Genomic DNA, 24829 nt, shown 5'->3' on the forward strand with positions numbered 1-24829 from the left:
CATCCAGCCCGGCCGCCCACGACTGGAGATCCTCAGACGTCACCACATCCGACACGAACGCGACTATAGATCACAAAACATGACTGTAGTACTAGTACTCCAGTGACACTTCGCGATCTTCGGTGTTGAGGTCGCATGGGTACGGCCACTGCAAGATCATGCGGAGTTTGTGAGAACAACCGAAGATCACGCAGTGGCCGTGGGCGACAGCGTAGACCCTGACCGATGGACCGTCACCCTCAACGACCTCCTCGCCCGGATCGCGGCCAGGTTCGGCCGCGTCGAACCACGTCGGACCGCCACCGCCTATGTGCACGGCCTGCTGGACGACATCGACCGCAAGAACTGCTGGAACCTGGCCGAACACACCGGAGCAACCGGACCGCAGGGCATGCAACGCCTGCTGCGCCAGGCGCGCTGGGACGCCGATAAGGTCCGCGACGATGTCCGCAGCTACGTCGTCGAGCACCTGGGACCGGGCGGTGTGCTGATCGTGGATGAGACCGGCTTCGAGAAGAAGGGCACCGGCTCGGCCGGGGTGCAGCGCCAGTACTCCGGCACGACGGGCAGGATCGACAACTGCCAGATCGGCGTCTTCCTGGCCTATGCCACCGGTGCCGGACGAGCCCTGATCGACCGTCGGCTGTATCTGCCCGAGCACTCGTGGCTGGCCGATCCCGAGCGCTGCCGGCGAGCCGGAGTCCCAGACCAAACCACCTTCGCGACCAAGCCCGCGCTGGCCACGGCGATGATCACCGCCGCGCTGGACGCCGGGATCGCGACCTCCTGGGTCAGCGGCGATGAGGTCTACGGCCAAGACCCTCGCCTGCGCGCGGCACTGGAGGAGCGCCGGGTCGGCTATGTGCTGGCCGTCGCCGCCAATCGCCGGGCCAGCTTGGACGGGGCGGAGATGACCGCCGCCCAGATCGCTGCCATGGCCGCTGACCGGCACTGGCATCGCTACAGCGCCGGAGCGGGAGCCAAGGGCCACCGCCTGTATGCCTGGGCATGGGCCCGCATCGACGAACACCAGCCCGGCTGGCGGTGGCTACTGATCCGCCGCAACCTGACCACCGGCGAACTGGCCTTCTACCGCTGCTACGCACCCACCCCGAAGCCGTTGATGACGCTGGTGCGCATCGCCGGCATCCGCTGGGCCATCGAGGAGTCGTTCCAGGCGGCCAAGGGCCAGGTCGGCCTGGACCACTACCAGGTCCGGGGTTGGACCCCGTGGCACCGCCACATCACCCTGGCCATGCTCGCCATGGCCTTCCTCGTCGTCGTGGCAGCCCAACAGCCCCGCACTACCGACAACCAGCACATCGCGTTAACCGTGCCCGAGATCCGCCGCCTGCTGGCCGTACTCGTGCTCGTCCGCACACGCTCGATCGAGCAGGTCCTGCGCTGGTCGAGTTGGCGCCGACGGCATCAGGCGACCGCCCGCCGTTGCCACTACCAGCGCAGATCCCGCCCATGATCTCAAAATGTCACTGGAGTACTAGGTGAGGTCCAGGATCGCGGTGTCGGCCTTGCCGTCGGCGATGAAGGTCTGGGCGGCGTGGATGAGTGCGGCGCGGGTGCGCCCCTGGCGCCGGTCCAGGCGGGTCGGCGCGGCATCGGCCATTCGCCCCTCACTCCCTTCGCGGCCTCACTGTAGTTGATCTCATCAACAGTGACGGAATCCTCACCCTTGTTTCGATGAATCATTACACAAGTGACGATACTGTTCATATATGACGATAACGTCAAATTCAGAATGAATCATCAGCTGCGTAGCGAGTTGGACGATGCGTGGCGAGGCACTTCCAGATGTGCACCGCCGCCGTGCCGTACGGCACCTGGCAGTGCTGTGTGGACAAAGAGGGGCGACGCAACGAAATCATGATCGCTAGGCTTGTCTCGACGCCCATGGCTGTGGGATCACCTACAAGCCGACAGCCACGCCTTCAGAGGTGCGGCCCGCGCAAAGCGGCCACGGTGCGCCAGTCGCCCGAATCCATGAACGGCGCTCCACGCGCTGATTCCCGCCGACTACAGGCGCTGGCCCTCCGCATCACCGCATACGCCCGCAAGACGTTGCCCGAAGCAGCGTGGCGCGCCAACCTGGCATCAGGCCCGGCTTGCCGATCGTGCTGCACGCGGCCGAAATTGGTTGGCGCCTGCCTCGCACCCTGGCTGGGCGGCCCGGAGCCCGAACGCTCGCTCAGATGGCAGGGCAGAGCGCTGCGCCGTTGCCCTTCCCCACGGTGAACACTCCAGAGCTCCCGGTGCTCGGGTCGGCGCCGCCTGGACCCAGCCGGGCACGCATCACCGTAGTCGATCAATCAAGACAACCCGGCGGGGAGCGCGACCGCGCATCCCCACCAATCCCGACAGATCAGGGAGGAACATCCCATCATGCCCGCAATCACCGACACCACCGCAGTAAGCCCCGAGCACGCGGTCAAGGCGCTGCTGAGCGAATACGACGCCCTGAAGGCGGAGGAGCGACAGCGGATCGGCGCGCGCGGCCAATTGCTGTATGCCACCCTCACTGCCGTCGCCGGCATCAGCACTGTCACCACAACCGTGGGACAGCTGGGGCTGCTGTTGCTGCTTCCGCTGGCCGCCACAGTGCTGGGCTGGGTCTACGTCACCAACGATCACAAGATCACCGCCATCGGGCGATATCTCCGCGACCGACTAGGACCGCGCCTGGTCGGCCTCATCGACGACGGCTCCAGTGACATCGACGTGTTCAAGTGGGAGAACTACCACCGCGAGGATCCACACCGCCCCTCTCGCAAGCGGCTACAACGGGCGGTGGACCTGGCTGCGTTCTGCGCGCCCTCGCTGACCGCCCTCGCCTTGCTCTGGCTGCTGGGGCCACACACTCCACTGGTCCTGATCGGCTCGGCCGCCGCGCTGGCCGCAGTGGTGGTCCTGGCGACCCAGATCATCCGCTACGCGGACGTAGCAGGTCCCGTCGCCGGCTCGCGCGGGTATCAACAGCAGGATGGACTCTCCGACGGCTGTTGACCAGCCCTAGCCCTTTCCGGCGTACTTGGTCCGTGCCCCAGTTGAAGCCGTGATCCGGTCCGACGAGGTCGGCCAGCTCGATCAGTTTCATGATCTCCACCACCGCGGCGAGCGGCTTGGCCACGCACCACGCGCTCCGCATCCGTTCCGGAGCGACGGTGTCGGCCCAGGCGGCGAAGCAGACCTCGAGGTACTCGCAGCGTCCGGCTCGGGGACGTCGAGCAGCCATCAGGCCAGGTCGAACAGCGGGTTCGTGACGGTGGCGAAGCTCCAGTCGTGCAGCAGGATCTCGTCGGTCCAGGTTCTTCGGAACTTTGGGTGCGCGCCAGATGTCGTCGCGGGCCAGGGTTGACCGCACGCCGTCGGCTAGCGAGGTCGGGGTGAGCGGGACGCACCCCGCGGCGATCAGCTCGTCCCCGCGGCCGATGGTCTCCTTCTGCACCATGACCAGCTGTGTCAGGCATGCGCGACGCTGCTCTGCAGAGACCGCCCAGCCGTCCACGTCATCCAGGAGGGTGATCGAGCCGCCGTTGTTGCCCAGCTGCAGATGCCAGGATCGCTTTACGCGCGGACGGGAGACGTCAGTGATCAGGCAGTGAGCGAGTCGGGGTAGAACCGCTCGACGTGGTCGCGTTCTGTGTACATGCGCCAGTACTGATCGGCCAGGTCGTCCGGATCGACGATGCCGACCTTCGGGCCGTCGGCCGCGGTGAAGGCGGCCTGCGCCGCGGCGGCCACCTCGCTCCGGGCGATCAGGGAGGCGACGCTCAGGGTGCCGGCGTAGACGCCCGTGCCGGCCAGCTCGGCGTTGAGGGAGTACAGGTAGTTGCGGGTGGCGGACATCACCGGGCCCAGGCCGCTGAGGTACGGCATCGGCCGCGCCGCCGAGTAGCCCTGGGTCAGCAGAAAGACACCGTCACCGCGCTCGGTCCACTCCGGCAGCACTGCCCGGACCACCTCGACCGGGGTGAACAGGAGCAGCGGCGACAGCTCCATCAGGGTTGCCGCGTCCAGCTCGGTGGCGGCGGTGAAGCCCGTGTCACCGCTGATCGGCCCGTACTCGACCACGTCGATCCGGCCCAGGCGGTCCCGGATCATCTGCACCAGGGCAGGCACCTCGGAGGGCTTGGCAAGATCGGCGGAGAAGGCGACCGCCTCGATGCCTTCGCCGCCGAGCTCCCCGGCGAGGGCGTCCAGCCGGTCCTTGCGGCGGGCCACCAGTGCGACCCGGAAACCTTCGCGTCCGAAGCGGCGGGCCACGGACACCCCAAGGCCGGTACCGGCACCGAAGACGGCGATCACTCTGGACATGTGAGTGCTCCTTGACATGAACGGCTTTCTTGACCCGGGGGTCAACTTGTTGGACGACGGTAGCATCCAACTTGACCCCCGGGTCAAATTGGATGCGTCTCAGGATGCGACCATGGAGTCCCACGCCACAGCCAGGAGGAACGACCGGATGCGGGCCGACGCGCAACGCAACGCGGAAAAACTACGGGCGGCCGCCGCCGAGCTCTTCCAGGAGCGCGGCCTCAAGGTGCCTCTGAAAGAGATCGCCCGCCGGGCCGGGGTGAGCCACGGCACCCTGTACAACCTCTACGGCACCCGCGAGGCGCTCATCGACGAGGTGGTGACCGACCTGGCCGCAGGCCGCCTCGACGAGGTCGCCGAGCACGCCCTGTCCTTTGGCGACGCCTGGGACGGATTCGCCTACTACATCGAGAAGGTCTGCGAGCTGCAGGCCACCGACCCCGCCGTCGCCGACGTGGTCAGCGGCCGGTATCCGCGTGCCGAGCTGCTGATGGCCGTCTGCGGCCGGGCGCAGGCCGCCTCCACCCGGATCATCGAGCGCGCCCAGCGGGCCGGCTCCCTGCGCCCGGACTTCACCAGCGAGGACCTTCTGCTCGTCTTCGGCAGCAGCGCTCTGCTCGCTCGCGCAGCCGCCGGCGCCGCGCCCGGCGCGTGGCGCCGGGGCGTCGCCTTCCTGCTCGACGGGCTGCGTACGGAGGCCGTCCGAGGACCGCTTCCCGTCGCGCCTTTGACCACGCAGCAGATGTACGACGTGCTGGGCGGGCTCACGGTGAATCCGTGAACCCCTTGGCCCCCTCGGCGTGAGGTACGCCGGGTGCGTGGGCGGCTTTCGCATCGCCTTCCTCTACGCGCTGGCCGGCACGCCGGTGGCAGCCACGGGCCGGTTGGCCGCCGCGCCCGGCAAGGCCGCGAGCGAGCAGACGACGCAGACTACGGCAGCCGCAGGGTCCGCGGCCGACACCCCGGTATTCCGCGGCCACCGATGTCGGTTCTCGGTGGCCGGGGCACACACCGGCGCAAGCCCGCTGCGGCCACCGCGCCCCGACCTGGCGCTCGCGTCCTGTGGGCCGCAGGCTGTGGCGTCAGAAATGCTCAGTCAGAGGCTGTCGAGGAAGTCCTGGAGGAGGCGGTTGACGTCGTCCGGGCGTTCCTGCTGAATCCAATGGCCGCAGTCCAGGAGATGGCTCCCCCTCAGATTCGGGAGAGTACGGGGGTAGGCGTCGATGGCGCCGGACAGCCACATGGTGGAGGCGTCCCGCTTGCCACCGACGAACAGGGACGGCTGCTCGATCGGGGCCCCGGCGTAGGAACCCAGGTCCTCCCAGTCACGGTCCATGTTGCGGTACCGGTTGAGCGCTCCGGTCAGGCCCGTCCGCTCGAACTCCGCGGCGTAGAACTCGAGATCCTCCTGCGTCAGCCAGGACGGCAGCGCCCCGGTGGGGAACCGCTCGCGCAGGGTGCCGCCCTCGCGGGTGACGAAATGCGGGTCGGGAGCGTCGGGGCCGGCCATGGTGTCGCCGGACAGAGCGCGGTAGAACCCGGCAAGCCAGCCCCGCACGTCGGGCTCGATCTCGGACTCGGCCCGGTCGGGCTCCTGGAAGTAGGAGACGTAGAACTCCTCCAGCCCGCCCATCTGAGCGAACGCCTCACTCGGCCGGGGACCGCCCGGCGGCGCGTAGGGCACGCTCAAGAGGCCGACCGCACGGAACACCTCCGGTGCCAGCAGCGCGGAGTGCGCCGCGATCGTTGCCCCCCAATCGTGGCCGATGATCACCGCCGACGACTCGCCGAGCGCCCGCACGACCGCGACATTGTCGGCGACCAAATCGAGCATCCGGTAGGCGGCCGAATCCCGGGGCTTGGACGAGCGCCCGTATCCCCGCACGTCGAGAGCGACGGCCCGGTAACCCGCCTGCGCCAGCACAGGCATCTGCCGCCGCCAGGAATACCACGACTCGGGGAACCCGTGCACCAGCAGCACCAGCGGCCCGCTGCCCTGCATCGCCAGGTGAATGCGCCCCGCGCCCGCTTCCAAGATCCGATGCTCGACTGTCATCACGCCCCCCTACCTGCACTTCCTTGATCTGGCCAACCATAGATCCGCCGTTTCCCAGGGGGCAAGATCCGTTGCCATATCAGCAAACGCGGGTTTCCCGGCCGCTTACGGGTGGTACCCGGCGCGCGTCGGCCCGCGGCCGAGGCCAGGAGCCGTGATCAGGGTAAGTCTTCCCCGCCTGCGTCGGCGGACGAGCAGCGCGATCTGCGCCCGGTTGGCCAGGCTCAGCTTGTGACCGGCCCGGGCCGAGCTTCGGGGCGACGTTCGGGCCGCTTGGCAGCGGCGGGGAGCACCGGTCGCTGAGAGATCTCTGGGGGGTGCCCCGCCCCCGGTCGATGACCCTCACCGACTCCGGCCAGCCCAGGCCGGGTTTGCCGGTGACGGCCTCCCGGAGGGCATCGGTGGTCAGCGCGGATTCGTCGACCTCCTCGGTCAGGCCCGGGCCGATCAGGGCAACCCAGCCGGTGCCGGAGCGCACCACGGTGAATCCGGCCGGTTCGGCGTGCTCGGTGACCCAGTTCAGGCCGCACCTGCAGTGGGTGTCGTGGTAGCGGCGCCACCTCGAGCCGAGCGCCTCGTACACGAGCGACGTCCCACTGCCGGACCTCGGCCGCCTGCCCGCCCTGCGCGTCCTCGGCTTCGGCGGCCACACCAGCCACACGGACGTGCCCGTGCCACCGCACACGGTGCTGCGTCAACTGCTCGGCATGGCGCTGACCACGGTGGAGGAACTGCGCGTCAACGGGTGGGGCAAGCAGGATGACCGCGGCGCACTCGAGCCCGAGTACCTCGCCGGGATCGGGGCGTTCCGCCGGCTGCGGACCCTCAACCTGGCCTCCAACCGGCTCCGGCACCTGCCGGCCGAGTTCTACACGCTCCACGAACTGGCCATGGTCAACCTCAGGAACAACAAGCTTCACCAGGCCGTCCGCGGCCGGATCACCGCCGCGTACCCGACCGCCCAGATCGACTTCGGATCGTGAGCGGCCTTGTGCCGGTGGAGTAGCGGCCCATGCTGTTCGATGTGCTCGGCCCCCTTCGGCCCCCTCGGCAACCATGAAGTCCGCCAGCTTCGACGGACTCCATGTGGAAAACGGCAGGCCGTGCTCGATGGCTTCGACTTGGCAATCTTCTTGATCTCTCGACGCTCCGGCAGGTTGAAGACCCGCGGGCGCCCGCCGGCGTACTTCGGATACAGGCAGTCGAAGCCATCAGCCGACGACCCTCGCCATCATCGATCACCCGCACCTGAACCCGTTCGGCCATGCTGACCAGTCTGACCCGGACGCGCCGACCGGGGGTGCCGGGACTCTGCTGGCGAGTATTAGCGCTAAGCCGTGACGGCCCGGAACTCCCAAAGCTGCGGCGAGCCGCCACTCGGTCGATCAGTGGATACGGCGTCGGGGCGCGAGGACCTCGGTGACCTTGGCGATGGCCTCTGGTCCGGGTTTGACTTCGCCACCAGCCGGGCCAGCGTCGTCACGCCCGGCAGCAACACCTTCCGCTCCCGCAGCCACCCGATCCCGTCGGTGAAGATCGCCTTCGGTCCATCGCCCGACGTCCAGGAACGGGCCGCCACCCACGCCGCGAACTCGCCGTCAACGTCGGTGAAGTCCTTCCACCCATACACCCGCCGGATGTCCCGCTGGTGATCGAACGGCGTCTCGCGCCGCTCGACGTACCGCTTCACCTGCGAGAGGTCTTCGACCTCCAGCTGCTCGGCCACGAACTCCAGCACCGCACCCGGCACATCCAGCGGGTCCTCAAGGAACGTCCCCAGCCACCGCACCGTCACCAGTTGGAGAGCGAACCCGAGCCTCATGTGCCGGCCGCGCCGCTGCGCGACCCGCGCCCGGTCCTCGTCATCGAGGAAGAACACCCGCTCCAGATCCGCCCGCGACGGCGGGCCCCGTACGCAACAGCCTTATCATCCGTCAAGAACTCCACCGGCATGCCCACAAAGTAGGGCCAACCGACAGTTTGATCACCAACAGCGATCAAACCGTTACAGGAAGCCTGCTATTCGACGCTCCACCCGGACCGGAACGGCGAGTGGCGGTAAGCCGCACCCCGACGCCTCGCTAACGCCACTGACCGTTCCATTGCTGCTCGCCCCCCGCCACCGAGCTGCTGTTCACCCGCGACGACGGCACGCCCGTCGACGATGACCAGCACGGCTTCCACGGATTCGGACGACATGATCAACCCTCCAAGGATCGACGGAGCTCGGGGCCTTACTGGGGTCCGGCCCACATAAGCCCAAAACCCACATTCGATCTTGCTGGGCTGCTGATGTACCGGACCTCGTCCTGCTTTGCAACGGCTGGCCGCCGCGCAGGACGAACCCGATGACCTCGCCGCTGTGGGGCATCCGTACCGTCAGCGTGCCGGTGGGGTGGAGTCCGAGAGTCAGCCGGCCTGATCACCGGATCGGACCAATCGGCGTTCCCAGGCCAGGGCCGCGACCACACCGATGGCATAGGCGACCAGGTCCCATGGGTCGGGGAACGCGCCGACCAGGACACCGCCGATACCCGGCGGGGTCATGCCGACCACTTGGTAGAACTCGACGGCGGCGGCGATCGCGGCCGTGGCCAGGGTGCGGCGTGCGGCGGTGGTGCGCCACAGCAGCCCCAAGAACGCGTAGACCAGCATGGTGGCGCCGACGTCGCTCACGTAACCGCGGATGAACGGTTGTCCCGGGCCCCGGTAGAAGAGGGCGAACGCGCCGACGGCGAGGGCGACGCCACCCAGAAGGACCATGGCACGGCGCATGAGATTGACATCTTCTCCGAAATCTCAACGATCAGGACGAACCTGATCATAGAGCTCGTCCCTTGAAAGTAAGGCCGTCAACCAGGCTGAACACCGCTCGCCACCGAACCGAAACGAAGATCTTTTGAGAACGCCTGCCCGGGGCTCACCCGCGGCGCGCACATGATCACGGCAACGCCAGCCAGACAGATCAAGGCGCCGATGACGTCCCAGCGGTCGGGCCAGAACCCGTCCACGAGCATGCCCCAGGCCAGGGAGCTGGCGACGAACACGCCGCCGTAGGCGGCCAGGATGCGCCCGAAGTGCGCGTCCGGCTGCAGGGGGACCAGCCCGTACAGGCCCAGCGCGACCGGGACGGGCGCATGGCCACGACGATGCTCGTGGGGCTGCTCGTGGGGCTGCTCGGGGGAGGTGCTCACGTGGTCAGTTCTCCTCGGGCGTGGACTCGAGCGGGGACGCATCGTGGCCGTCGGCCAGGTCGGCGAAGGGCAGGGGGCAGTCGGGGCAGGTGCAGTTGGTCAGGCTGGCGCAGCCGGCGCTGACCACCGCGGTGAGCGCGGAACGGATGGTCGTCAGGTCGGCGATCCGCTCGTCCACCTCGGAGATCTTGGCCTGGGCGCGAGCGCGCAGGTCCGGCGTGGGGTGACCGCGCCGTCCGGTGTCGATCAGCTCGGCGACCTCGTCCAGAGTGAACCCGAGCCGCTGCGCGGCCTTGATCACCCGCAACAGCGTGACGATCTCCGGTGGGTAGGCGCGATGCCCGCCGGGGCTGCGCGCCGGCTCGGCGATCAGCCCGCGCCGCTCGTAGTAGCGCAGCGTCTGCGGGTTGACCCCGGCCTGCTCGGCTACCTGCCCGCTGCGCAGGTACGGCCCGCCGACCTCCGGCAATGCGAGGGCCTGCCTCATGACAGCTGACCCGTCGGCGCATCGGCCCTACCCGCGCGGCTGTCTCCGGCCGTAAGCCCGGCGGCCGCGGCGGCGCGGGCCTGCAGCGCGTCGAGCACGTCGGCGTGCTCGGCGGGCACCGCCACCTCCAGGGACAGGCCGCCGCCCGCGATGGTGAGGGTGAAGGCGAAGAAGGAGCAGCAGCCGTTCTCCCGCGCGGTCAGCTCGGCTGCCCGCGCGGCGTGCTCGGGGCTGAAGGCGAGCTCCAAGCGCAGGTGTTCGCGGCCGGGGCGCTGCACCGCCTGGACCGCCTCGGCGAACAAGGCGTCGAACTCCGCCACACGCAACGGTTGCTCGGCGGTTGGCAGGGTGCACCCGGACGGGACCCACCCCTGGTCGAGGGCGATGTTCTGTGTCATGAACCGACGGTAAGCCTGTACCTGGGTACCGGATGCAAGCCCTCACGCGGCAGAATCCGCACCGATCCCCAAGGCTGGCGAGAGTCGCTAGCGCAAATTTCTGCACTCATGCGCTGGGCGCCTGGGGGTTCGGTTCACCTGATGCGGTTGGCGCTGCCGTAGGGAAGCCACAGCAGGGAGAAGAACGGTTCGAGTGGCTCTGGCCCGGCCGGGGGCCGTGCGTAGCGGTGCATCCGGAGACCACGACTCTCGGCTCGCTCCTGGCCCACGGCTCGTCGCGGGCCAGCAGCAACGGGGTGGATCAGACGGAGGCGGCGGAGGCGACCTTGGTGGTCAGGTCGGCGACCTGCCTGGCGGTGTGGGTGATGTCGTACCGGCGGGAGTTGTCCAGCCCGGCGCGGATCAGGGCTTTGCGCCAGTGCACGTCGCGGGCCAGCTGATCGAGCGCGGACGCCAGGCTCGCCGGGTCTCCTGCCGTGAACGGGATACCGGCTTGGCCCAGGGTCTCCGCCATCCCGGCAACGTTGGAGTAGGCGACGGGGAGGCCGTGGGCCTGCGCCTCGATGGCCACCAGGCCGGGCGGAAGCTCCAGGTATGAGCGAGATTTCCGAACCAGGAACACTAGGGTGCTGCCATGACTGACACCCTCCTCCACGGCGGCCGCCCCTGGGGTCTCGACGAGCCGGCCGACGTCCTGGTCCGCGACGGCGTCATCGCCGGGATCGGTGCGGCGGCCGACGCACCGGGGGCGCGCGTGGTCGACGTCTCGGGCCAGCTGGTGCTGCCCGGTCTCGTCGAGGCGCACTGCCACCTCGACAAGACCCTGTACGGCGGGCCGTGGGTGCCGCACTCGGCCGACGACACGCTGGCCGGGCGCATGTCCAACGATCTGGGCCGCAGGGCGGAGCTGGGGGTGCCGAGCGTCGAGCGTGTCATCGCCCTGCTGGAGCGGATGAGCGCGTTCGGCACCACGCACGTGCGCACCCACACCGACGTCGACCCCGCCGTCGGGCTGCGCGGCGTCGAGGCGGTACGGCAGGCCGCCGAGGCGCTGAGCGACCGCGTCAGCGTGACGCAGGTCGCCTTCCCCCAGCACGGCCTGCTGACCAACCCCGGCACCGCCGCCCTGCTGGAGGAGGCACTCAAGAGCGGCGTCGAGGCCATCGGCGGCCTCGACCCCGCCGGTATCGACCGCGACCCCGTCCGTCACCTCGATGTCGTCTTCGGGCTCGCCGAGGCGTACGGCGCGCACATCGACATCCACCTGCACGACGGCGGCTCGCTGGGCATGTGGGAGCTGGAGCTGATCGCCGAGCGCACCGCGGTCACCGGGCTGGGCGGCAGGGTCACGGTCAGCCACGCCTACGCCATGGGCCAGGCCGACGAGACCCAGCAGGGCCGCCTGGCAGAGAAGCTCGCGGCGGCGGGCGTGACGATCGCGACGGCGGCCGTCTACAGCTTCCCCGTCCCCGCGGTGAAGGTCCTGCGCGCGGCCGGGGTCACGGTCGCGTGCGGCCATGACGGCATCCGCGACCTGTGGGGGCCGTACGGCTCGGGCGACATGCTGGAGCGGGCGATGCACCTGGCCTACCGGAGCACGTTCAGGCGCGACGAGGACATCGAGCTCGCGCTGGAGGCGGCGACGTACGGCGGAGCCCGCGCGCTCGGCCTGTCCGGATACGGCCTGGCCCCAGGCGACCGGGCGGACCTGGTCGTGGTCCCCGCGGGCGGGGCGGCCGAGGCGGTCGTCGTCCACCCGCCACGCACGCTGGTGATGAAGGAAGGCGTGATCCTCTGACGCCACGACGTACCAGGGACAGCCGTACCAGGGGCAGCGGCAGCAGGGGCAGCGGCAGGCAGCCGGCTGACGGGTAGGGGCAACCCATGAACGTCGTGGTGCTGTCCGACACGCACGCGCCGCGCCGCTGGAGGTCGTGCCCGCCTCCGGTGGCCGACCGGCTGCGCGGCGCAGGACGCGATCCTGCACGCGGGCGACGTGTGCGTGCCGTCCGTGCTGGACGCGTACGCGCCCGTGCACGTGGTCAAGGGGCGGATGTCGGTCAGCGGCTCTGTGGCGCTCGGTGGGGCTGGAGCCGTGTTAGCGAATTCCAGAACCCCCGGTGCGATGGAACGGAAACGTACGCCCGCGCTCTCTACCTGAAGACGATCACGCACCCTCGGTGAGCTGGGCGAACCGGCTTAGCGTACGTTTCCGTTCCTTCACACTCCGAGGGCCTCGTCGGCCGGTCGGCCGCGGTGGCCTGGTGGTCACGGGCGCTGGCGCCGATGGCGCCGATCAGCCTGGTCAGGCGGCCTGCCAGCTCGATGATGTCGCTCTCCCACCCGGTCGGCTGTTTTCGGGAACCGACGGTAGGCGATGAGGACAAGCTCGCCGACTGGCTGGCCACCAAGACCGGGCACGGCGTGCGCGTCGGACTCGCGCAAGTTCGGCTCCTGGTCGGCCAACTTCATGACCGAGTGGCACCAGCGCTACGGCGGGTCCGGGATCATGGTGTACTGGCACGTCGAGCGGAAGAACGTGTGCATCTACAGCCAGGTACGCTCCACCACCGACTCCGAGGTCGCCTCGATGATCGAGGGCCTGCTGCGGCACCTGACCAGCGCGGAGATCGACCGCCAGTACACCGACACCCACGGCGCCTCCGTCGTCGGGTTCGCCTTCTCCCACCTGCTGGACTTCAAGCTGCTGCCCCGGCTGAAGAACATCGGCTCGGCCCGCCTGTACCGGCCGGGCCTGACCGAAGCCGAAACCTGGCCGCGACTGGAGAATGTGCTGTCGGGCAAGACGATCGACTGGGAGCTGATCGCCCACCAGTACGACCAGATGATCAAGTACGCGACCGCGCTGCGGCTCAAGACCGCCGAGGCCCACCAGATGTTGCGCCGCTTCGCCCGCGGCGGCCCCAAGCACCCCACCTACCGGGCGATCGAGGAACTCGGCCGGGTGATCCGCACCATCTTCATCTGCGACTACCTCGCCGCCGAAGAACTGCGCCGTGAGATCCACGAAGGCCTGAACGTGGTGGAGAACTGGAACTCCGCCAACAAGGACCTCTTCTACGGAAAGGCCGGCGACCTGACCGGCGACGACCGCGAAAGCGTCGAAGTGTCCGCCCTCGCACTCCACCTGGTCCAGGCCGCGATCGTCTACTTGAACACCCGCATGGTGCAGATCGTCCTGGCCGAACCGGCGTGGGCCAAGAAGCTCACCGACGCCGACCGCGCGGCCTTTCGGCCCTGTTCTGCACCCATCTGAACCTGTACGGCAAGTTCGAGCTCGACATGAGCAAACGGCTCGACCTCGGCCCCGACCTGGACACCCCAGACCCCGCCAGCCCGGCGCGAGGGCCGGGCCCGGAGTTGGAGGCGGGCCAGGACGCCTGACCCGCGGGCGGGACCGCCACTGCGAGGAGGGCTGCAGCCGGGGCGTAGGCGTCGCTGGACGCGTTCATCGCTCGGGCAGGTCGGCCAGCTCTTGGATCACCTCGGCCACGATCGCGGTCTCGCTGGTCGTCTCAAGGATCCGCCGCGCCTCCTCCAGCGCTTGGCGTGCTTCCTCGAAGCGGCCTGTCTTGGTCAACGCGACTCCCAGATTGCGGTGCGCCCGCCCCAGGACCATGGCGATGGGGTGCGCGCTCAGTTCGGGCAGCGCTTGCCGGATGGTGTCGATCGCCTCATCCCATCGTTCCGTCCTGACGTAGGCGGTTCCCATGTAGTTCAGGGCCACGCCGATGCTGTAGGTCATGATGGCGGGATCGCCGCCGTAGCCGGGATCTCGCATCGTGGACAGGCAAGCCCGCCCCTGCCTCAGCAGCTCTTCCATCCGCCCCAGCCGGCCCAGCGACACCATCACGGTGGTCATGGCCTGGGCGTAGCCCTCCGGGTCTCCAGCCCGGCGCAGGAGGTCTGCGCTCTGGCGGGCGTACTCCAGCGCGCTTTCCAGCCTCGACGGCTCCTGCTGATCGGCCCACGCGGCATAGAGCAGTGCCCAACCCTGCTGGCGTTCATCGCGCACGGCCCGCGCCAGCTCCACTGCCCGCAATGCGGCCGTCAGCCCCTCCGCCATGCGAGCTTCGCAGTAAACCAGCGCCCACGACAGGTAGCCGAGATGCACCGATTCCTGAAGCTGGTCGCCCATGGCCCGCGCTGCGTCGGAGGACAACTCGAAGATCTCGCGCCAGGAGCCCCAGAACATCCACTGGTCGGAGAACCAGTGCATGGATTCGGCCACTTCGACGACCGTCGCGTGCTCGCCCTGCTGGGCCGCCGAGCGCAACGCCTCCAGCCAAGCCGTCCCCTCCTCCCGCAGCCAGCTGCCGGCCTCCTCCCGGCTGCCGAGCTCGACCAGGGAACGCCAGCCGGGCGGCGGCTCGCCGTACCCGGGCTCGAACCAGCGCCCCGCCACGACCGCCACCTCCAGCAGCCAGCCCTCCATCCGCCGTCGCGCACCGTGCTGCGCCTCGATCGACTCCTCCTTGGCCAGCTGCGCGCGGGCGTACAGGCGGACCAGGTCGTGGAAGCGGTAGCGGGCGAGGTACGGCGACTGCAGCAGGCCCAGCTCGACCAGCTCCTCCAGCGCGTCCTCGGCCTCGTCCGGCTCCATCTCGCTCAGGACCGCGGTCAGCGGTATCCCGAAGTCCGGCGCCGCGGCGAGCGCCAAGCGCCGGAAGACCAGGCGGGCCGCACCGGACAGTTGCTCGTAGGAGAGCGCGAACGCCGCGGCGACGGCCAGGTCGCCGGCAGCCAGAGACTCCAGGCGTCGTTCCTCGTCGTCCAGTCGTCCGGCAAGCTGGCTGGGCGTCCACCCGGGCCGGCTCTGCAGCCGGTTGCCGACGATGCGCACGGCCAGCGGCAGCCGGCCGGAGAGCTGCGCCAGCCTGGTCAGGCCGGCCGCGTCCGATCCGGAACGTTCCTCGCCCACGATCGCGCGCAGCAGGCCGACCGTCTCCTCGCCGGACAGCGGAGCCAGCGGGATCTGCCGGACGCCCTCCAGCCCGGCGAGGGTCCTGCGGCTGGTGACGATGGCCATCGCGGCGCCGTCCGGCGGCAGCAGCGGGCGGACCTGGCTCTCGTGGGCGACGTTGTCCAAGACGATCAGGCATCTGCGCTCGCGCAGCAGCGCGCGGTAGTGTCCCTCCCGCTCCTCCTCGTCGCCGGGGATCCCGTTCTCTGGGACGCCGAGCGCCTTGAGCAGGCGCGACAGCGCCATCGCTGGAGGCAGGGGCGTGGCGTCCATGCCGCGCAGGTCGATGTAGTAGCGGCCGTCGGGGAACAGGCCCGCCAGTTGCCCGGCGGCATGCACGGCCAAGGCGGTCTTCCCGATGCCGCCGGCGCCGGAGACGGTGGCGACGTTCGCGGCCGGGGCTCCGGTGTGCTCGGCCAGCCGGCGCAGCAGTCGCAGTTCCGCGCAGCGTCCGGTGAAGTCGCCCACGCCGCGTGGCAGCTCGCACGAACCCGGCGCGGGACCGGTCGGCCTCGGACGGCCCGCTTTCGCGGCGTCGGACAGCGCCGTCCGCCGGTCGCCGTCGAGCTTGAGCGCGTCGGCCAGGGCGTCGACCGTGCGCCGTTGCGGCCCGCGGCTGTGGCCGCGTTCCATGTCGCTGATCGCCCGCGCGCTCACGCCCGACACGGCGGAAAGCTCTTCAAGCGTCAGTTTGGCGTCTTGCCGCAGACGCCGTAAGAGCAGACCGAACTGGCTGACCATGCATCGAATCTACTGGCTCGAACCGGTTGTGGATCAACGTGTCCGGATCGTGGATCGGCACTACTTCTGCATGCGGTTCTGCATGGTCGCGCCACGGGCCCGCGACTTGGATGAAGACCACAAAGCCCACGTCAACCAAGGGATCCGACATGCCTTACGTGACCACCACCGACGGAGCCTCGATCTTCTACAAGGACTGGGGCACCGGTGGTTCGCCGGTTCTGCTCAGCCACGGCTGGCCGCTCAACTCCGACGCCTGGGAAGCATCCGCCCTGTTCCTCGCCGCGCACGGGCACCGCGCCATCGCCCACGACCGGCGCGGTCACGGCCGCTCGTCGCAGACCTGGCACGGCAACGAGATGGACACCTACGCCGACGACCTGGCCTGCCTGATCGAGACGCTCGACCTGCGCGACCTCACCCTGGTCGGGCACTCGACCGGAGGCGGGGAGGTCGCTCACTACCTCGGCCGGCACGGCAGCGACCGCGTCTCGAAGCTGGTGCTGGTGTCGGCCGTACCGCCGCTGATGCTGCGCAGCGAGGACAACCCCGAGGGCCTGCCGATCGAGGTCTTCGACGCGATCCGCGCGGGCGAGGTCGCCAACCGGTCCCAGCTCTACCGCGATCTGGCCGACGGCCCGTTCTTCGGACACAACCGCAAGCAAGACGTCCCTCAGGGCTTCCGAGACGCGTTCTGGCTGCAGAGCATGGCCTGCGGGCACCGCGGCGCCTACGAGTGCATCGCGGCCTTCTCCGCCACCGACTTCCGGCCGGACCTGGCCAAGATCGACGTTCCCACCCTGGTCATCCACGGCGACGACGACCAGATCGTGCCGTTCGAGGTCGGGGGCAAGCGATCGGCCGAACTGATCAACGGTGCCGTTCTGAAGGTGTACGAGGGCAGCGGGCACGCCCTGCCCGACACCGACCGCGACCGCCTGCACGCCGACCTTCTCGCCTTCGTGAACTCCTGAGGAGCATCGCATGACCCCTCTCCGCCGAGTCGGCCGCCTGCTGGGCGCCCTCGTCACGAGCTGTGCCCTGATCCTCGGACTGGGCGGAGCGACCGTCTCCGCCTCCGCGGCCCCCGTCAAGCCGACCGTGGTCCTGGTGCACGGGGCCTTCGCCGACGCCTCCGGCTTCAACCAGGTCATCAGCCTGCTGCAGCTGGCAGGATTCCCCGTCATCGCCCCCGCCAACCCGCTCAGGGACACCACCCAGGACGCCGCCTACATCTCCAGCGTCCTCGACACCATCACCGGGCCGGTCATCCTCGCCGCCCACTCCTACGGCGGCATCGTCATCACCAACGCCGCCCGCGGCCACGACAACGTCAAAGCCCTGGTCTACCTCGGCGCCTTCGCCCCCGACGAGGGCGAGAGCGCGCTGCAACTGGCCCAGCGCTTCCCCGGCAGCGAACTCGGCGCCGCCCTGATCGCACGGCCGTACCCGCTGCCGGGCGGCGCCGGGCAGGGGACCGACGGCTACATCGACCCCGCCAAGTTCCGCGCGGTGTTCGCCGCCGACCTGCCCGAGTCCACCACCCGGCTGATGGCCGCCACCCAGCGGCCCGGCAGCGTCGAAGGACTCTCAGGGCCCAGCGGCGCGCCTGCCTGGAAGACCGTCCCGTCCTGGTATCTCATCCCGGCGCAGGACAAGGTCATCCCGGCCGCCGCCCAGCGCTTCATGGCCAAGCGCGCAGGCAGCAAGGTCACCGAGATCGACTCCTCGCACGTCGTCATGATCTCCCACCCCGCCGCAGCCACGGCCGTCATCCTCGCCGCCTACGCCGCCACCCGCTAGGAGAGACCGGATGAAACCCGACACGATCGTCCTGATCCACGGCTTCTGGGTCACCCCGCGCAGCTGGGAGAACTGGATCGCCCACTACGAAGCCAAGGGGTTCCGGGTGCTCGCCCCCGCCTACCCCGGCTTCGAGATCGAGGTCGAGGCGCTCAACGCCGATCCCACGCCCATCGAGCGGGTCACTGTCCCGCAGATCATCGACTCCCTGGAGAAGCTCGTCGGCGGCCTGGAACGGCCCCCGATCCTCATGGGCCACTCCGCCGGCGGGGTGTTCACCCAGATCCTGCTCGACCACGGATACGGCGCGGCCGGCGTGGCCATCAACTCCGCCCCGACCGAAGGAGTGAAGGTCATCCCGCTCTCGCAGGTCAAAGCCACCTTCCCGATGCTCAAGAACCCGGCCAACCGCCACAAGGCGGTCGGTCTGGACTACGAGCACTGGCGTTACGCCTTCACCAACACCTTCCCCGAGGGCGAGGCGCGGGCCGCCTACGAGCGCTACCACATCCCGGCGTCGGGCTCGATCTTTTGGGGCAGCGCCCTGGCCAACATCCACCCCGGCAAGGACGACACCTACGTCGACTACCACAACAACGACCGCAAGCCGCTGCTGTTCATCTCCGGTGAGCACGACAACCTCATGCCGCCGAAGATCCAGCGCTCCAACGCCAAGCACTACAAGGCGCCGGACACGATCACCGACGTGGTCGAGTTCCCGGGCCGCTCCCACCTGATCCCCGCCCAGCAGGGCTGGGACGAGGTCGCCGACCACGCCCTCGACTGGGCGCTCAGGCACGCCGGCTGAGGCGAGCAGGTCCGGCGTGACGGCACAACCACGCCGGACCTCACTACCCGGCAAAACCCCACGACAAGACACGGACATGACACAGCTGAACCTGCACTGGGCCGAGTCGGCGGCGTGCGGCGCCCAGGATCCGGACGTGTTCTTCCCGCTGGACTGGAAGACCGTCCCGGCGGCACAGACCGCAGAAGTCCGCCGGATCTGAACCTCCTGCCCCGTCAGGCTCCCGTGCCTGGAATGGGCGGTGACCACAGGCGAACCGGACGGCATGTGGGCCCCGGCCGACCGCCGCCGCATGCGGGCCGCCCAAAGGCCGGCATCTCCCTCAGCGCACCCACACTCATGGTCCCGTTCACAAAGCTGACCGCACGGGAACCGCCCTGCGGAGGAGGCGATGAACCTCGTTCCAGGCGGCACCCTCCTCTCGCCGCCAACGGCTTGCGGGCCCTGACCGGCACGACACCACACCAAGGAAGCGGTCACGTGACGAACGTCCACTTCACCCATATCGGCGGGCCCACCGTGCTCATCGAGTTCGGCGGCTGGCACCTGCTCACCGATCCCACCTTCGACGCTCCCGGGCAGACCTACTCCTTCGGGTGGGGCACCTCCTCACGCAAACTCACCGGACCAGCCGTGAGCGCCGCCGAGCTGCCACCCATCGACGCCATCCTGCTCACCCACGTCCACCACGGCGACAACCTCGACCACGGCGGCCGGGCCCTGCTGCCGGGCGCGGGAACCGTGGTGACCACCCAGTCGGGAGCGCGGTCGCTCCCGGTGGCGGCTCGCGGCCTGCGCGCCGGTGAGTCGACCCGCCTGGAGGCGCCGGGCCGCCTGCCCATCGACATCCTGGCCACGCCCTGCCGGCACGGGCCGCCGCTGAGCCGCCCGATCACCGGCGAGGTGATCGGATTCGCCCTGACCTGGCCGGGCCAGGCCCACGGCCCGCTCTGGATCACCGGCGACACCGTCGACCATCGGGCGCTGCGCCGGGCCGCCGCCGCGATCCGGCCCGGCACCGTCCTGATCCATCTGGGCGGCGTCGGCTTCCCGCTGACCGGGCCGCTGCGGTACAGCATGACCGGGCGCCAGGCCATACGGCTGTGCCAGACCTTCACCCCGCGCACGGTGCTGCCGATCCACTACGAGGGCTGGGAGCACTTCCGGCAGGGCCGCGACGGCGTCGAGCGCGACCTGGCGCGAGCGCCGGAACAGATCAGGGGCCTGTTCCGGTGGCTCCCGCGAGGCGCGGCGGCACACTTCCAGATCTGACCTCATCGGGTTGAACGGGCGTCGGGCTCCTGCTCAACCCGAAGCCTTTGGCGTGAGCCGACGAACTGGGGGTGTCAGGTCGGCGTGCCCTCGTTGTCGGCGAGGATGCGGTAGACGCTGGCTACAGAGGGGTTGCTGCCCTTGTTCTTGCCAGTGGGGATGATCAGCTTGGACGCGATGTCTGGCACCGCCACGCCGGTGGGGGCGAAAGGCTCGGAAGCGGGCCAGCGCGTCGGCCACTGAGGCCGGCGTACGCGGCGACACCGACAACTCCTGGGGAACGGGCCATCATCGGCAGGCAGCTTCCCGGCCGGTGCGTGACCAGCTACTAATGGGATGTGAGGCATCTGTACTGGCCACGGCGGCTTCTACGACGTCAGCCCCATCGTCCTGCGGGTGCCCTACGACGACTATTGGTACCTGATCGTCGACAGCTACGACCGGGTAAGGTCTCCGTCGCCCAACTCTTCGACGACTGACCGGAGCCACGGCTGTTCCCAGCGGGGTTCCCGGTAGCAATGGCGGAAAATCCAACGGATATACCCCTGACCGGCGGCGATTCTCTCTTTGTGCAGGTCAGGCATGGTTGTGACCGTCGTAGGTTCGCATCCGATGCGGGATTCTCGCGTCTGACGCCGAACCCAGGGGCGCGTGCGGTGAGAGTTTTCAGCGAGAGTGAACCCGAGGGTGGCGCACCGACCGGACAGAACTCAGGTTATCTGGGGGACCTCCAACGGCTTCAACACTGTAAGTAACAGGTTGAGCACTCTGGATAATCGCTTGTTGTTTCCGGCTTATCGTCGGTTCCTCAGCAACGTGAGGAACGAGCGGCTATGGCCTACTGCATCGCGGTGCGGCCACCGGACGCGGCCCGGACGTGGACGGTGGTCGACGCCGGTTTCTCCACGGTCGGGCCGGTGGAGGAGTGGCTGGAGGCGCACCGGCTGAGCTGGTCGCCGAACACGGTGCGCAGTTTCGCCACGGCGCTGGCGCAGTGGTGGACGTTCCTGGAAGGGCGCGAGGAAAGCGCGAGCTGGGACCGGCTCGGCGTCCCGGCCATGACGGCCTTCGTGCGCTGGCTGCGGGACGGCCGCCACCACCAGGCCGTCCCCGTCCTGCCCACCGCCGCGAGCGCGCGGGGCGGGCCGTCGGCGGCGACGCTGGAGGCGCGGCTGACCGCGGTGACCTCCTTCTACCGATGGCAAGAAGCGGTGCACGAGGTCGCCGTCGCGCGCCGGCTGCTGAAGGGCGCCCCGCGCCGTGCCCCCTCGCGCGGGCTGCTGGCCCACCTGGAGGGCAGGCTCCCCGCTCCCGGAACTCGGCTGGTGCGGGTGCGCCGGACCCGGCGGCGCGACCGTCCGCCGATCCTGCTGCCCGGTCAGGTGCAGGAGATCCTGGACGGTTGCGCGGTCTTCGACGAGGTCAGCGGGTGGTGGCGGGGGAACCTGCGTGACCGGCTGCTGTTCGCGCTGCTGGCCGAGACCGGGATGCGGCTGGGTGAGGCGCTGGGCCTGCGCATCGAGGACTTCGTCATGGGCCGGGGCGGCACCCCCTACGTGCAGGTCGTCCCGCGCGAGCACAACCCCAACGAGGCCAGGGCGAAGTCGGCGCGGGCCCGCCGGATCTACGTCGGCGCCGACCTGGAACGCCTGTACGCCGACTACCTGACCCACCTGGCCTGCCGCGCCGCCGAGCTCGGCATCGCCGTCGACGCCGGGCACATGCTGCTGGTCAACCTGCAGCGGCCGCCGCTGCTGGCCGCGCTGCGCGAGGGCACGGTGCGCGACAAGGTCGCCTCGCTGCGCCGCCGCGGCCTGGGCCCGCCGGGCTGGACCCCGCACTGGTTCCGGCACACCCACGCCACCGCGCTGCTGCTGGGCGGCACGCCCGACTGGGTCGTCTCCCGGCGGCTCGGGCACGCCCACGTCCAGACGACGCTGGACCTGTACGGCTGGGTGAGCGAAGACGCCGCCTTGCTCGCGGCGGCCAACTGGAAGCAGTACATCAAGGAGTGGCACACCGCCGATGACTGACGAACCCCCTGTCTCGCTGGTGTCCGGAGGGCCGCGAGAACCTGCCGGCGACCCGCTGGCCAGGCTGGAGAGCGACCTCCCGCACGCCTGGCGCGGGGAGATCATCGGCCCCGATCTCACCGGCCACGGGAACCGGCCCGCCGGGAGCTTCACTCTGGACCTGCGTGACCTGCCCGACCGCTTCCGGCTGGAACTGGCCTGGATGGCGCACTGGCAACTCCTGGACGGCGCCAGCGTGATGGTCCGCCAGTTCGGCCGTATCGCTCACCTGCTCAGGTCGGCGGCACGCTGCGGATACGCCGACCGGCTGCCCGCCTCCCTTGCCTCCTGGTCCGAAGCGGACTCCAGCCGCCTGCACGCCCTGACGGGGCATGCCGAGACAGGCCGGATGCCCTCGCCGAGCACGATGCGGGTCCTGCACTCGAACCTGCGCTACGCCCACCTGGCCCTGCACGCCCGCCTGCACGACGGCCCGTGGTGGGAACTGGATCGCTGGCTGCCGCGCTGCGACCCGCGCATCCCGTTGCGTGCGCGCGAACCCCTGCGCGCCGCAGGATGCCAGCCCGGCAACGCGCGCATCCCCTGGGTGCGTGAGGCGATCAAGTGGGTGCTCGGCATGCAACTGGAGTCCGGCGAGGTGACCTGGTCGACGCTCGTGACCAACCGGATGCCGGCGCTGCTGCGCCTGGACCGCTGGATGGGGAGCCTGCCCGACCCCGCCGCCGTGGCCCGCGACATCGCCGACGCGCCCGGCCTGGCCGCCTCCTTCCGCGCCTGGAACGAGATCCCGGCCAACCGGACGACGACAGGACGCGAGCCGACCGCACAGGTCGCGGTGAGCAAGGTCAACACCGACCTGCTGGTGATCGCCGGGTTCCTGGCCTTCATGCTCGACAACCCCGACGAGACCCGGCGGATGCTCCCCCGCAGCCCCTGGCAGGCGCTCACGCCTCTCCACCCGGGAGCCTGGACCCGGCAGATCCGCGGCCGCCGCCGCAAGCCTCCCGCGGTGACCGAAGACCACTATCTCGACGATCACACGCTCACGCAGCTCACCGCCTGCCTGCCCGCTCTGGGCGCACCAGCGGGCCAGCCGGTCCCCGTCACCTGCGGCGGCCGCGTACGCGAGCTGACCGGCCACGGGCAGCCGCAGGTGATGCGCATGCTGCTGCTGCAGATCCTCACCGGACGACGCGCCAGCGAGATCCTGCTCTGCGCCTTCGACTGCCTGTCTCCGGCCACTGGCCGGGCGCTGCAGGCCGCCGAGGGCGAGCACATCGCCCGCTTCCACTACGCCCAGTCCAAGATCGGCCAGGCCCCGGACACCATCCTGGTCGACGCCGAGGTCGTCGCCATCATCGAGGAACAGCGCCGATGGGTGCTCGAACGGTTCGGCACGGCGACCCCGTTCCTGTTCCCGCAGCGCAAAGCCAACCGCAACGGCGGCAAGCCGTTCCCGCGCGGCACCTACGCCGAGGTCCTGGCCGCCTTCAGCGAGCAGGCCCAGATCACTGACAGCGCCGGCCGCCCGGTCCGGCTCAGCCACACCCACCGCTTCCGGCACAGCCGCCTGACCCGCCTGGCGGAGCTGGGCCTGCCCATCCACGTCCTGCAGCGCTACGCCGGGCACGCCAACCCGACGATGTCCATGCACTACATCGCCCGCCGCGACGAGCACGCCGAACAGGCGTTCCTGGCCACCCGCAAATTCCGCGCCGACGCCTCGCCCGTCGCCTTCACCCGCGAGGACCACGACACCCTGCACCTGTTCCAGCGAGCCGACCGGATCCTGCCGCACGGCTACTGCCTGCTGCCGCCCCTGCAAAGCTGCGACAAGGGCAACGCCTGCCTGAGCTGCGGCGTGTTCGTCACCGACGACAGCCACCAGGAGGTCCTGCAGCAGCAGCTCGACCAGACCGACGCCCTGGTCGAGCGCACCCGCGCCGCCTTCGCCGCCCGGCACGGCCGCCCCATGCCGGAGGACAACGTCTGGCTCGCCGAACGCCTGCGCGAGCGCCAGGCCCTCCTCCGGCTGCTGGCCGTTATGCGCACCGCGCCCGGCCGGGCGCTGCAAGGCGTGGGCGCACCCACCACCGCTCGCCCCGAGCCGGTCCCGGTCCAGCTATCGCCCCGCCCGCCAAGGAGCGGCCTGTGAACCAGCCCTTCGCCGTCGACGCGCCCCCCGAGCCCGCCGAGGACGCCGCCGCAGAACGGCGAGCCCGCCGTCTCGCCGCACTGTCGGAAGCCGCCCGCCGCAAGTCCGACGCCGCGGCCGCGGCCGCGCACGCCGCCATCCGCCACCTGACCAAGAACGGCCTGCCGGTCACCTTCCAGGAGGTCGCCCGCCGCGCCGGCGTCTCGCACACCTTCCTGTACGGCAACGCCGAACTTCGCCAGCGCATCGAGCACCTGCGCCCTCGCCAGACACGACACGACCCCGGCACCAGCCCACCGGCACCGGCGGGCGGGCCGGACAACATCGTCCTGGCGCTCACCGCCGAGATCGCCCGGCTCAAGGCCCAGCACCGCGCCGAGCTCGCGGCCCTGCGCCAAGCCCTGGAGCGGGCGCACGGGGAGAACCTCGCCCTGCGCCGCGACCTCGCAGCGCGCGGAGGAGCATGAGCACTACCGCAGATAATGAATGATTATCTGCGATAGCGTAGGTGCCGTCCTGGGAGAACACCCCGCCCCAGCTGCGGTGACTCCATGCGCTTATCTGCGATA

General features: G+C 69.8%; 24 protein-coding genes and 1 pseudogene. 15 read left to right on the top strand and 10 right to left on the bottom strand.

What is annotated here, in order from left to right; translation table 11 throughout:
- Positions 1 to 199 precede the first annotated feature (199 nt).
- Positions 200 to 1477, top strand: coding sequence for an IS701 family transposase (locus ABZX22_RS23170; RefSeq protein ID WP_354912870.1), 1278 nt, complete (start codon positions 200 to 202; stop codon positions 1475 to 1477).
- A gap of 21 nt (positions 1478 to 1498) precedes the next feature.
- Here the strand turns inward: ABZX22_RS23170 and ABZX22_RS23175 are convergent, their stop codons facing one another.
- Positions 1499 to 1624 carry a hypothetical protein gene (locus ABZX22_RS23175; protein WP_354912507.1) on the bottom strand — a complete coding sequence of 42 codons (126 nt, stop codon included), beginning with the start codon at positions 1622 to 1624 and terminating at the stop codon, positions 1499 to 1501.
- Between the two features lie 773 nt (positions 1625 to 2397).
- On the opposite strand from ABZX22_RS23175, the gene ABZX22_RS23180 reads away from it, so the two are divergent.
- Entirely contained in the window at positions 2398 to 3018 is a 621-nt protein-coding gene (locus tag ABZX22_RS23180; RefSeq protein WP_354912509.1) for a hypothetical protein, read from the top strand.
- Between the two features lie 588 nt (positions 3019 to 3606).
- Here the strand turns inward: ABZX22_RS23180 and ABZX22_RS23185 are convergent.
- Positions 3607 to 4329, bottom strand: coding sequence for an SDR family NAD(P)-dependent oxidoreductase (locus tag ABZX22_RS23185; RefSeq protein ID WP_354912511.1), 723 nt, complete (start codon positions 4327 to 4329; stop codon positions 3607 to 3609).
- 112 nt (positions 4330 to 4441) lie between these two features.
- Between ABZX22_RS23185 and ABZX22_RS23190 the strand changes: the two genes are divergently transcribed.
- Positions 4442 to 5110: a helix-turn-helix domain-containing protein gene (locus ABZX22_RS23190; protein WP_354912513.1), complete on the top strand. Its 669-nt coding sequence runs from the start codon at positions 4442 to 4444 to the stop codon at positions 5108 to 5110.
- A gap of 315 nt (positions 5111 to 5425) precedes the next feature.
- Here the strand turns inward: ABZX22_RS23190 and ABZX22_RS23195 are convergent, their stop codons facing one another.
- On the bottom strand, positions 5426 to 6385 hold the full coding sequence (locus ABZX22_RS23195) for an alpha/beta hydrolase (protein WP_354912515.1): 960 nt from the start codon (positions 6383 to 6385) through the stop codon (positions 5426 to 5428).
- A 671-nt stretch (positions 6386 to 7056) separates the two neighbouring features.
- Between ABZX22_RS23195 and ABZX22_RS23200 the strand changes: the two genes are divergently transcribed.
- Positions 7057 to 7368 carry a hypothetical protein gene (locus tag ABZX22_RS23200; protein WP_354912517.1) on the top strand — a complete coding sequence of 104 codons (312 nt, stop codon included), beginning with the start codon at positions 7057 to 7059 and terminating at the stop codon, positions 7366 to 7368.
- A 347-nt stretch (positions 7369 to 7715) separates the two neighbouring features.
- On the opposite strand, the gene ABZX22_RS23205 is transcribed toward ABZX22_RS23200, so the two are convergent.
- The 6 genes from ABZX22_RS23205 to ABZX22_RS23230 all read right to left on the bottom strand — a co-directional run bounded on the left by ABZX22_RS23205 (position 7716) and on the right by ABZX22_RS23230 (position 10978).
- A complete protein-coding gene (locus ABZX22_RS23205) occupies positions 7716 to 8273 on the bottom strand; it encodes a DUF4158 domain-containing protein (RefSeq protein WP_354912872.1) in 558 nt (185 codons plus the stop codon).
- Between the two features lie 521 nt (positions 8274 to 8794).
- Positions 8795 to 9160: a DUF2809 domain-containing protein gene (locus ABZX22_RS23210; protein WP_354912519.1), complete on the bottom strand. Its 366-nt coding sequence runs from the start codon at positions 9158 to 9160 to the stop codon at positions 8795 to 8797.
- 77 nt (positions 9161 to 9237) lie between these two features.
- Positions 9238 to 9579, bottom strand: coding sequence for a YnfA family protein (locus ABZX22_RS23215; RefSeq protein ID WP_354912521.1), 342 nt, complete (start codon positions 9577 to 9579; stop codon positions 9238 to 9240).
- Positions 9580 to 9583: 4 nt separating this feature from the next.
- Positions 9584 to 10066 carry a MerR family transcriptional regulator gene (locus ABZX22_RS23220; RefSeq protein WP_354912523.1) on the bottom strand — a complete coding sequence of 161 codons (483 nt, stop codon included), beginning with the start codon at positions 10064 to 10066 and terminating at the stop codon, positions 9584 to 9586.
- Positions 10063 to 10464, bottom strand: coding sequence for a hypothetical protein (locus ABZX22_RS23225; protein WP_354912525.1), 402 nt, complete (start codon positions 10462 to 10464; stop codon positions 10063 to 10065). The genes ABZX22_RS23220 and ABZX22_RS23225 overlap by 4 nt, the downstream gene beginning before the upstream one ends.
- A gap of 301 nt (positions 10465 to 10765) precedes the next feature.
- On the bottom strand, positions 10766 to 10978 hold the full coding sequence (locus ABZX22_RS23230; RefSeq protein WP_354912527.1) for a hypothetical protein: 213 nt from the start codon (positions 10976 to 10978) through the stop codon (positions 10766 to 10768).
- A 120-nt stretch (positions 10979 to 11098) separates the two neighbouring features.
- Between ABZX22_RS23230 and ABZX22_RS23235 the strand changes: the two genes are divergently transcribed.
- On the top strand, positions 11099 to 12262 hold the full coding sequence (locus ABZX22_RS23235) for an amidohydrolase (RefSeq protein ID WP_354912529.1): 1164 nt from the start codon (positions 11099 to 11101) through the stop codon (positions 12260 to 12262).
- Between the two features lie 672 nt (positions 12263 to 12934).
- Positions 12935 to 13741 (top strand): Tn3 family transposase, encoded by an 807-nt coding sequence (locus ABZX22_RS23240; RefSeq protein WP_354912531.1) that lies wholly within the window; start codon positions 12935 to 12937, stop codon positions 13739 to 13741.
- A gap of 192 nt (positions 13742 to 13933) precedes the next feature.
- Here the strand turns inward: ABZX22_RS23240 and ABZX22_RS23245 are convergent, their stop codons facing one another.
- On the bottom strand, positions 13934 to 16189 hold the full coding sequence (locus ABZX22_RS23245; RefSeq protein WP_354912533.1) for a helix-turn-helix domain-containing protein: 2256 nt from the start codon (positions 16187 to 16189) through the stop codon (positions 13934 to 13936).
- A gap of 149 nt (positions 16190 to 16338) precedes the next feature.
- On the opposite strand from ABZX22_RS23245, the gene ABZX22_RS23250 reads away from it, so the two are divergent.
- From ABZX22_RS23250 to ABZX22_RS23290, 9 genes and pseudogenes are all read left to right on the top strand, one after another.
- The gene (locus ABZX22_RS23250) at positions 16339 to 17163 is read left to right on the top strand and encodes an alpha/beta hydrolase (protein ID WP_354912534.1); all 825 of its coding nucleotides are present in this window, start codon (positions 16339 to 16341) and stop codon (positions 17161 to 17163) included.
- A 10-nt stretch (positions 17164 to 17173) separates the two neighbouring features.
- Positions 17174 to 17992, top strand: a complete 819-nt coding sequence (locus tag ABZX22_RS23255; RefSeq protein ID WP_354912536.1) for an alpha/beta hydrolase — start codon at positions 17174 to 17176, stop codon at positions 17990 to 17992.
- Between the two features lie 10 nt (positions 17993 to 18002).
- Positions 18003 to 18800 carry an alpha/beta hydrolase gene (locus tag ABZX22_RS23260; RefSeq protein WP_354912538.1) on the top strand — a complete coding sequence of 266 codons (798 nt, stop codon included), beginning with the start codon at positions 18003 to 18005 and terminating at the stop codon, positions 18798 to 18800.
- Between the two features lie 76 nt (positions 18801 to 18876).
- The gene (locus ABZX22_RS23265; protein ID WP_354912540.1) at positions 18877 to 19002 is read left to right on the top strand and encodes a hypothetical protein; all 126 of its coding nucleotides are present in this window, start codon (positions 18877 to 18879) and stop codon (positions 19000 to 19002) included.
- 15 nt (positions 19003 to 19017) lie between these two features.
- Positions 19018 to 19161, top strand: a pseudogene (locus tag ABZX22_RS23270) (hypothetical protein); the annotation flags it as partial.
- A gap of 119 nt (positions 19162 to 19280) precedes the next feature.
- Positions 19281 to 20072: an MBL fold metallo-hydrolase gene (locus tag ABZX22_RS23275; protein ID WP_354912541.1), complete on the top strand. Its 792-nt coding sequence runs from the start codon at positions 19281 to 19283 to the stop codon at positions 20070 to 20072.
- Between the two features lie 833 nt (positions 20073 to 20905).
- Positions 20906 to 22105 (top strand): tyrosine-type recombinase/integrase, encoded by a 1200-nt coding sequence (locus tag ABZX22_RS23280; protein WP_354912543.1) that lies wholly within the window; start codon positions 20906 to 20908, stop codon positions 22103 to 22105.
- Complete coding sequence (locus ABZX22_RS23285) at positions 22098 to 24260, top strand: tyrosine-type recombinase/integrase (protein ID WP_354912545.1); 2163 nt, start codon at positions 22098 to 22100, stop codon at positions 24258 to 24260. The genes ABZX22_RS23280 and ABZX22_RS23285 overlap by 8 nt, the downstream gene beginning before the upstream one ends.
- Entirely contained in the window at positions 24257 to 24727 is a 471-nt protein-coding gene (locus ABZX22_RS23290) for a DUF6262 family protein (RefSeq protein ID WP_354912547.1), read from the top strand. The genes ABZX22_RS23285 and ABZX22_RS23290 overlap by 4 nt, the downstream gene beginning before the upstream one ends.
- Positions 24728 to 24829 lie beyond the last annotated feature (102 nt).

Source organism: Nonomuraea sp. NPDC003804 (genome assembly GCF_040610675.1).
Lineage (GTDB): Bacteria > Actinomycetota > Actinomycetes > Streptosporangiales > Streptosporangiaceae > Nonomuraea.